The organism is Paenibacillus maysiensis (genome assembly GCF_000520815.1).
Taxonomy (GTDB): Bacteria; Bacillota; Bacilli; order Paenibacillales; family Paenibacillaceae; genus Paenibacillus; species Paenibacillus maysiensis.
Genome location: NZ_ASRY01000333.1, coordinates 1 through 8,833 on the forward strand (window position 1 = coordinate 1; position 8,833 = coordinate 8,833).

The 8,833-nt window shown below is 47.4% G+C and carries 11 protein-coding genes and 1 pseudogene; 7 read left to right on the plus strand and 5 right to left on the minus strand.

The features are described 5' to 3' along the window. The 3 genes from L696_RS0126780 to L696_RS0126785 form a co-directional block, all read left to right on the plus strand. On the plus strand, positions 1-942 hold a 942-nt coding region (locus tag L696_RS0126780), incomplete at its 5' end, for an MFS transporter (RefSeq protein ID WP_025686381.1). A gap of 145 nt (positions 943-1,087) precedes the next feature. Further along, positions 1,088-1,186 (plus strand): YjcZ family sporulation protein, encoded by a 99-nt coding sequence (locus L696_RS32270; protein ID WP_245233457.1) that lies wholly within the window; start codon positions 1,088-1,090, stop codon positions 1,184-1,186. A gap of 166 nt (positions 1,187-1,352) precedes the next feature. Then, entirely contained in the window at positions 1,353-1,694 is a 342-nt protein-coding gene (locus tag L696_RS0126785) for a toprim domain-containing protein (protein ID WP_025686382.1), read from the plus strand. Between the two features lie 130 nt (positions 1,695-1,824). On the opposite strand, the gene cyoE is transcribed toward L696_RS0126785, so the two are convergent. After that, positions 1,825-2,769 carry a heme o synthase gene (gene cyoE / locus L696_RS0126790; protein ID WP_025686383.1) on the minus strand — a complete coding sequence of 315 codons (945 nt, stop codon included), beginning with the start codon at positions 2,767-2,769 and terminating at the stop codon, positions 1,825-1,827. A 204-nt stretch (positions 2,770-2,973) separates the two neighbouring features. Here cyoE and L696_RS0126795 point away from each other — a divergent pair, with 204 nt between their 5' ends. Further along, positions 2,974-3,957: a metal-dependent hydrolase gene (locus tag L696_RS0126795; protein ID WP_025686384.1), complete on the plus strand. Its 984-nt coding sequence runs from the start codon at positions 2,974-2,976 to the stop codon at positions 3,955-3,957. A gap of 261 nt (positions 3,958-4,218) precedes the next feature. Here the strand turns inward: L696_RS0126795 and L696_RS0126800 are convergent, their stop codons facing one another. After that, a complete protein-coding gene (locus L696_RS0126800; RefSeq protein ID WP_025686385.1) occupies positions 4,219-4,440 on the minus strand; it encodes an alpha/beta-type small acid-soluble spore protein in 222 nt (73 codons plus the stop codon). A gap of 120 nt (positions 4,441-4,560) precedes the next feature. Between L696_RS0126800 and L696_RS31335 the strand changes: the two genes are divergently transcribed. Beyond that, positions 4,561-4,728 (plus strand): hypothetical protein, encoded by a 168-nt coding sequence (locus L696_RS31335; protein WP_007431986.1) that lies wholly within the window; start codon positions 4,561-4,563, stop codon positions 4,726-4,728. Between the two features lie 44 nt (positions 4,729-4,772). Here the strand turns inward: L696_RS31335 and trpS are convergent, their stop codons facing one another. Next, the gene (gene trpS, locus L696_RS0126810; protein ID WP_025686386.1) at positions 4,773-5,762 is read right to left on the minus strand and encodes a tryptophan--tRNA ligase; all 990 of its coding nucleotides are present in this window, start codon (positions 5,760-5,762) and stop codon (positions 4,773-4,775) included. A 458-nt stretch (positions 5,763-6,220) separates the two neighbouring features. Here trpS and L696_RS0126815 point away from each other — a divergent pair, with 458 nt between their 5' ends. Both L696_RS0126815 and L696_RS0126820 read left to right on the plus strand, forming a co-directional pair. Then, the gene (locus L696_RS0126815) at positions 6,221-7,186 is read left to right on the plus strand and encodes an aldose 1-epimerase (protein WP_025686387.1); all 966 of its coding nucleotides are present in this window, start codon (positions 6,221-6,223) and stop codon (positions 7,184-7,186) included. Between the two features lie 90 nt (positions 7,187-7,276). Then, on the plus strand, positions 7,277-7,516 hold the full coding sequence (locus tag L696_RS0126820; RefSeq protein WP_025686388.1) for an alpha/beta-type small acid-soluble spore protein: 240 nt from the start codon (positions 7,277-7,279) through the stop codon (positions 7,514-7,516). A gap of 128 nt (positions 7,517-7,644) precedes the next feature. On the opposite strand, the gene L696_RS0126825 is transcribed toward L696_RS0126820, so the two are convergent. Then, on the minus strand, positions 7,645-8,046 hold the full coding sequence (locus tag L696_RS0126825) for a hypothetical protein (protein WP_025686389.1): 402 nt from the start codon (positions 8,044-8,046) through the stop codon (positions 7,645-7,647). Positions 8,047-8,305: 259 nt separating this feature from the next. Beyond that, positions 8,306-8,833, minus strand: a pseudogene (locus L696_RS0126830) (M3 family oligoendopeptidase); the annotation flags it as partial.

Consider the following 8,833-nt stretch of genomic DNA (forward strand, 5'->3'; position numbering starts at 1 on the left):
GCAGGGATCATCCTGATCATTCAGGCATACATTCATACGCCATGGGAGTTGCTTTTTCTTCGTGCCATCAGCGGCTTTGTGCTGGCCTTTTTGTCCCCTGCTTGCATGACTATGCTCGCGCAGCTATCCGATCATCCGGTTACGCAGGGCAAATATATGTCAGGACATGGCGTCGTTCACACGCTGGCCTCCGTCCTGTCTCCAGCGGCAGGCGCGTTCATTGTAGCCAGCTTTGGGTTTAGCGAGACGTTCCGTTCCCTCGGTATCATTCTTGTGGTTACAGGACTCATGGCTTATTTTACATTACCTAAAAAAGCACCTGCTCTCCAGGCTCAACTGTCTGACGGGCATGCAGCACCCGCTCCCCTGACCGGGGTACAGCCGCTTTTACCATTCAATTGGCGTTACCTGCTTGTACCTTTTGTTTTGGCGTGCGCACAAGGCATTTTATTTTACGAAATCCCGTTACGCAACAATGGTACTGCGTCCATGATGTCCACGGGGCTGCTCTTTTCCATTATCAGTCTGGGAGCGCTCTGTACACTCAGTCTGCTTTTTCTAAATAAGTATTCACCGATGATCCGGCTGATTTGCGGCATCATACTGATGTCCCTGTGCTTCTATGCCCTCGCTACCTTGCCCGAGTCAGTGATTGGAATCGTACTCTTTATACTGGGAACAGCCAAAGGCATTACCTTTCCAGCGCTGGCCTCACTCTTTATACGGCTTGGAGGAGCACGGTTGGGCAAAACCTTTGCGCTGCAATCCATTGCAACATCTATCGGCTCCTTTGCCGGACCGGTGCTGGCTGGCCAGCTCCCCGTTCATTTTTCACCTTTTTTTATTGCTTTTTTGATTTTGATGACCGGCTTGCTGTTCATTCCCATTCAGCGGCTATTCCCAACACCGCCGCTGTCTGCCTCCGGGCCGTATCATTCCTAGATCGCTTGAGAAGCTCTCCCTTTAACGCCCAAAGTTCCTTACAAGAAGGCGAATGCACAGTACCCAAAGCCCTTATCAACATAGACTGGTTTGACTGAACATTTATGTATGAAGGGAGGTGCATTCCGTGAGCCACTGTCATCCTGTGAGCCCTGTTTCTTGTTGTGGATTGGGGACTTCGACTGGCATCATTCTCGTTCTTTATATTCTGCTCGTCATTATTCTCCGTACTTGCTGGATTTAATGTCTGAATTGCCCTAACATGCCGCCTCGTACCCATGCCTGCCACTTCTGGCAGGCTGTTTTGTTGCTTTTTTTGCATGAGAACCCTGTTTGGAGCTACACTATACACATATTCTTTCATTTCCCGGGGAATTTCGAGTACAGGCTTTAGGCAGGGGGTGAGCAAGATGACGATTACCGTTATCGTTGAAGGGAAAAATGACCGCAGTAAACTTCGTCGTTTACTTGATCCCGAGGTTCATATCTTATGCACCTTCGGCACGCTAAACTCAGTAAAACTGGAATCCCTCCGCAAGCAGGCCAAGCATGACGAAATATACTTGTTTATGGACAATGACAGCTCAGGCAAAAAAATACGTGGTGTGCTTGCCGACTCTTTTCCAGATGCGCTTCATATATATACCCGCAAAGGATACGCAGGAGTAGAAGGCACACCAGATGAATATGTAATCGCCCAATTGGAAAAGGCAGGACTGGAAGAGTATATTTTATACCCGCCTGTTCCCTAGTTATAAAACCATAGTTATGAGAACCCTAGTCATGAAAACCATCCACAAAAAAAGCTGTCCGCCAGGCCGATTTATGCCTGATGAACAGCTAAATGTTACACGCAACAAATTTTATTAAAAATGTCTTGTCTTAGAACTTGTGAACCGTATCCACGATCATCAGCAGAAAGCTGAGTGTCAGATGGTTAATGGAAAAGAAAAATACTTTTTTAGCCCATGAATCCGTCTCTTCTTCTTTAATGGTAAAACCTTTAAAGGCATAAAATGCCCAGAGCACGGACAGCAATACGGAAACAATCATGAAAATCATTCCAGCATATCCATAAGCATACATCAGGATCGGTACCGGAATCAGCAGCACGATATAAGGAATCATTTGAATTTTAGTACGCTGAATGCCTTTCACGACAGGCAACAACGGAAATCCTGCTGCGCGGTATTCTTCGACCCTGCGGATTGCAAGTGCCCAAAAATGAGGCGGCTGCCATAGGAACAAAAGAGCGAATAAGAGCCATGCGCCCAAGTCAATACGACCCGAAGCGGCTACATAGCCGATCACAGGAGGCATTGCGCCCGAAATACCGCCAATGGATGTACTCCATGTGGATGAGCGTTTCAGCCAAAGCGTGTAAATACCGACGTATACGAACATGCCGAGTATACCGAGCAATCCTGCCTTGACACCAGAAAAAAAGAACAGTACAGCCAGCCCGACAACGCCCAAAGTGATAGCGTATGACAACACCGTTGTGGGAGTCAAACGCCCTGTTGGCAGTGAGCGATTGCGTGTACGCTCCATTTTCAAATCCAGTTCACGATCAAAATAGTTGTTAAAAACACAAGAAGACGCCATAACCAGCATTGTACCTACCAACGTCAGAATCAGCTTTATATAGTCAACGTCCCATTGTGAAGCCAACCAAAAACCGCCAAATGCCGCAACCAGATTGGTGCGCAGAATACCTGGCTTGGTGACCGTTATAAAATCTTTCCATGTTCCAGCCTTACCGGGTGGTTTGGATTTAACCGAATAGGTAGTCGTATCCGAAGTAGCCTCATAACTAATATTATCCACTGTGAGTAACTCCCCCTTTGAGATGTATGAATTCGGGAGTAAGTTGAACTCCGATATAAATTTTATCATATAGTTTCCGTAAAAAGTTTGACAGAAAACGCACAAAACGTTCACAATTTCGATGACGAATCGACCTTGCTGATCATTTACAGTAAATTAGGGTAGTAATAAGTACAGGATACAATACAAAAAGGAGCGACAAAAATGGATACAGCCACACACTTTGTCATGGGGATCGGGTTGGCCGGGCTGGCCTACACCGATCCTGCCGTCGCCGCAGATCCAAAGTTGGCGGCAGTCATACTGCTGGCCACGGTCGTAGGGTCACAGGCACCGGATTTTGACACCTTGCTACGATTAAGAAACAATGCAGCCTACATCCGCAATCATCGTGGACTGTCGCACTCCATTCCCTTCTGGTTGATATGGATCTTGTCCATCACGGGATTAATTGCTCTTATTTTCAGGGATGTACCTGTCGGTCATGTCGCCCTGTGGGTCACGATTGCTGTCTGCCTGCATGTGTTTACAGATTTGTTCAATACGTACGGGACACAGGCATTCCGGCCGTTTACGCCCAAGTGGATATCATGGAATATTATCCACATCTTTGATCCCTTTATATTCGGCACCCATGTTGCTGCTATTCTAGTGTGGATCACTGGACTGGTTTTACCAGCTCCCTTATTTATTACGTTGTACATCATTACAGGCCTGTACTATATTTGGCGTACCTGGAGTTATTTCCGTACCAGAAACGCGGTACGTGATATGGACCTCGCGCGCCAGCCGGACGATATCTATTATATCATTCCCACGGTTTCATGGAACCGGTGGCATGTGGTAAAAGCTCATCAGAATGGAAGTTATGACATTGGCGGACTGAACGGGAAGCATCTTTTTTGGACAAAACATGCGGTTCCGTCCACACATCCTGCCGTAGAAGCATCCAAATCCTACCGTGATGTGCAGGCATTCCGCTATTTTTCTTCCTTTGCTGTTGCGGAGGTGGAAGAGCTGGAATGGGGCTACATTGTGCGTTGGGCGGATGTTCGTTATCGACATCGGAGGCAATATCCCTTCGTGGCCGTCGTCGCCATGGATAAGCAGTTTGGACTGATCAACAGCTATATCGGCTGGCTCAGCCATGAAAAGATGCAGAAACGCCTCTCCCTGCATACGAATTAAAAAAGCATATCAGCAAGCAACGCGAACGACAAACAGCAAGTCTCCCCTGATCCCCGGAGCTTGCTGTTTTTTTGCCGTTCACAGAGAAAATCCATCCCTCCATGAAATATCTACATGAAAGCGCCCTCTTGACGAAGCGGACTTGTGTGATTCACAATGGTCATAAGCCATGCGCGCAAAAAATCCGGAGCATGATTGCTCCGGATTTTCTTCATCACAGTTGCTCATAATACAGCTTCTAAGATGGGGTGTTTATGTGTATTACTGCATACGGCCACTGCCCGACAAGGATTGCTCTGCTTGTTGGACCAGCTTTTTAGTGATGTATCCCCCGAGAGAGCCTGTTTCGCGGGAAACGACGTTACCGTAGTAACCATCTTGAGGAATTGTGATGCCGAGTTCTTGAGCGGCCTCATATTTTAATTGTTGTAAAGCGGCGTTGGCCTGCGGTACTTGCAGGTTGTTTGAACGACGTCTGCTCATATTTGAATCTCCTTTCAGTTCTTTGTGAGTGAGGTTCATTGCAAGCTTGCAAGATTATTATGGCTCGCTTACACCTGCTTATTCCTAAAATTCAACATTCGAACGCTGGAGGTTTTTCCCATGAGCAAAGGTCTATCCTTGTGGTTCGCCGTTTCATCTATTGTCCTGCTGACGGCAGCCGCCATATCCATCAGTTATTCCGCTTGGCTTGCCATTTTACTGGGCCTTCTCTCTGTCGGCAACATCGGCTGGGGCTTTGTTGTTAAGGCCAGACAACGTCGCTCCTGAGACATTTCTGTTAAACGGCTGATCGCGTTGGCCTGCGGTTTGTCTTAGCGCTTGCGGGGCAGAAACCCCATACGCTCTTTGACCGCAGCCAGCGTGATTTCAGCAGCTTCTTGCGCCCGCTCTGCAGATTGGGCCAAAATGCGTCCAATTTCACCGGACTCCCGAATGTCACGATAACGCTGTTGAATAGGCTCCAGGGTGGCTACAACCGCCTCTGCCAGCTCTTTTTTGAACGTACCGTACATTTGGCCCTCATAACGATTCTGCACTTCCTGAAGCGACAGACCCGTACACTGGCTGTAAATTCCCATCAGATTACTGATCTCCGGTTTGCTTGCCGGGTCATATTTAACCTCACTGCCAGAATCAGTGGTAGCGCGACTGATTTTCTTGCGAATGACTTTCGGTTCATCCAGCAGAGCAATATAGCTGCCCGCATTCGGATTGCTTTTGCTCATTTTTTTGGAGGCATCATCCAATGACATAATTCGTGCGCCCACCTCAGGGATATACGGCTCGGGAACAGTGAAATAATCTCCATAACGGTGATTGAAACGACCTGCCAAATCGCGTGTCAGCTCCAGATGCTGCTTCTGATCGTCACCTACAGGAACCAAATCCGCATTGTAAAGCAAAATGTCAGCTGCCATCAGCGCTGGATATACGAACAATCCCGCACCTACCGAGTCCTTACCCGCCGATTTGTCCTTGAACTGGGTCATGCGTTCCAGCTCGCCCATATGGGTCAGGGTTGTCATCAACCATCCCAGTTCCGCATGCTGAGGTACATGGGATTGTAAAAAGACGTTGGATTGCTCGGGGTTAATACCTGCTGCAATAAATAATGCCGCCACGGCCTCCGACTGTTCACGCAATTGAGCCGGTTCCTGGGGCACCGTAATGGCATGAAGGTCTACGACCATAAAGTAACAGCGATGATCCTCTTGCAACTTGACAAAGTTTTTCATTGCACCGATATAATTGCCTAAAGTAAGCTGTCCGCTGGGCTGAATGCCTGAAAGTACCGTTTTCATATTCATCATTCCTCCTGAAATTTATTTAAATAATTGAACGCAAAAAGGCCCCGCATCCTCAAGGGACGCGAGACCGTGGTACCACCCTTATTCATTGCCTTCAGCCTGTTACTTGTCGGAGTCATGCTCCGTGGCTGCCTGCAATCTTATAGCTCCGTTAACGGGGAGCAATCGGCCGTCATACTGAGGAAGAATGCTTCCTGTTCTGTGCGGCACTCCAAGGTCCATTCAGCAGTGCAGGCTCACCGGTTCGCATCTACCACCGGCTTTCTGAAGAGCGTATACGAAGGCTTACTTGTCCTTATCATCGCGTTATCCATGTCATTACATTGTAAACTACATTTATGATAATTCCGCATCCTGTTATTGTCAAATGTCGATTGTGCCCTGCGGTCTAAAATCTGTTATCATAATGACACGAAGCTTCAACCGATTATAGTGGACAAAGGAGCATGGATATGAAACAAGTGACCAAAGAACATTGGAATAGTTACGACACGTATGTTTTACATAGCCCTGAGCTGGAAGTTACGATGATCCCCCGTCTCGGGAATAATATTATCTCGGTGCGTGATCTGAAGCTGGATCGGGATATCGTACGGCGTCCTGGCGAGGAAGAACTGGCCTTTTATTTGCAAAAGCCGTATCATTTTGGCTTGCCGATTCTGATCCCTCCCGGCCGAATTCGCAAAGGACAATTCGAGTTTGACGGTGTTCCCTATCAGTTTGATCGGAATACGGCCAACGACAATCATATACATGGGCTGCATCGTAATCAATCCTGGCGTTGCAGTGATATTGAAGAAGATGAGGAAGGTTGCAGCGTGACCACCGAGCTGTTGACGGAAAGTGATCCGCACTGGATCGAGCAGTTTCCTATTCCTCTGCGTCTGGAGATGACTTACCGCTTGCAGGGACCCGTATTGAGTCAAACGCTGCGTGTAACGAATCTGGGTGACAAAGCAGCCCCGTTCGGCTTGGGATATCACACCTGGTTTATGGTGGACGGAGAGCCTGAACGCTGGCGCCTGAAGCTGCCTGTGAACGGGGTATATGAGCAAGACGCTGAGCAGCTCCCAACAGGTACAATTACCCCTTTGTATGACTTGGAGCCGCTCTCTACGGGACTTTCCCTGAAAGGAACGAATCTGGATACGCTGCTGCGAGCATCGGAGGGACCTGCTGAGGCCCTGTTGACCCGTGATGACGGTTATCAGATTCGCTATACGGCGGATGAACAATACTTTAAGTATTGGGTGTTGTATACCAAGGGTGAATGCGATCAGTATCTTTGCATCGAGCCCTATACCTGGTTGTCTGATGCACCCAATCTACACGATCCTGTGAGCGCAGGCGGTCTGATTCGTCTGGAGCCTCAGCAATCCATTAACCTGAAAACTCAGATTCATATGATATATCCGTAATTTCCCTCTATTCATTTTCCTTCCTTCGGCGCATATTTTCATTACTCTGTCGCATAATAACCTCATCACAGCCGAAGGAGGTGACTACACATGGCTAATGGATCTAATCAAGGCAGAGGACGCCGCAGTAACAACTTGGTCGTACCTCAAGCCAACAACGCACTACAACAATTGAAATATGAAGCAGCGCAAGAGCTGGGCATCACCATTCCGGCAGACGGTTATTATGGTGACATGCCATCCCGTGAGGCTGGTTCTCTGGGAGGTTATATCACTAAACGCTTGGTGCAACTGGCCGAACAGCAATTATCAGGTCGTTCAGGTCAATAAGCGTCATTATTCCACATGAAGCATTCCGTTAAATATCGCATTTAATCAAAATACGATAAGGCGGGCATATAACAAAGGCGGTCTTCCCCAGGAAGGCCGCCCTTTCTTTACCCTTTTAATATGGATGATTATTCGGAATTAGCCGCTCGGTATGTAGGCTTGTTATAACGGATCATGAGATTCGCCATGTTATAATTCGATTCCAGCGTAGCATCCACCAGAATGGTTCCCTGTCTGACGGCAAAATCGAAAGCAATTTCACCATGAGTCCAGCTACGCTTGTGATTTAGTGTATCCAGCGCCATACGACGGAAGTCCCCCCGATGATCTACTGACAGCCCAGGCTCCACCGCTCCAAATGTACCGCCTTTACCTGCAATCGGATTATGACGGATACCAAATTTTCCAACCACGTTGTTACGTATTTGTACAAATACAGTTCCTGACGACAAACCCGCCAGTTCATCATCCAGTTCTTTAAAAACAATATCCATCTGTCTCACTAACGACAATTGACCTACTTCACTCATTAAAAAAATCCCCCTATATACCTGTTTCAAAACCATTAATAGGTCTTATGACTCAATTATATGCGAAGCTTTTTAACGTTACAATCATAAACAACACAAATGGGCATTTATAACTAATTTCTAAGTATATCCATCAATTTAAATTTCGCTAACAGGTAATACCAACTCTAATTCGACACATTACGACTTTATTCCTCATCTTCTGCAAGAATCGCAATAAAGGCCCCCCTCGCGGGAGACCTGATTTGGAGTATATCCGTTATTCCGTCATTTGCAAAAATTGCTCAATATCCTGAACTGTGACTTGCGCGGCATTACGCCAGAAGTCAGCCTGTGTTAAATCGGTCCCCAGATGCTTGGAGGCCAATTCTTCTACAGTCATGCGCCCCGTATCACGCAGCAAGGCATCATATTGATCGGCAAAGCCGTCGGCATTTTCTTTCGCAAAGGCGTAAATCCCGGCACTGAACATGTACCCAAATGTATATGGGAAGTTGTAGAATGGAGTGTTCGTAATATAGAAATGCAGCTTGGATGCCCAAAAATGAGGGTGAGCCTCATCCAAAACACCGCTGAACGCTTCACGCTGTGCTTGCTCCATTAATTCTCCCAGTTGTTGCGCTCCTACGACTCCTTTTTTCCGCAGCTCGTAAAAACGGGTTTCAAACAGGAAACGTGCATGAATATTCATGAAAAAGGCCACGCCGCGCTGAATTTTATCCTCCAGCAAAGCTACCTTCTCCTGACCCTCGGCAGCCGCCAGCAAAGCATCGGATACAATCAGTTC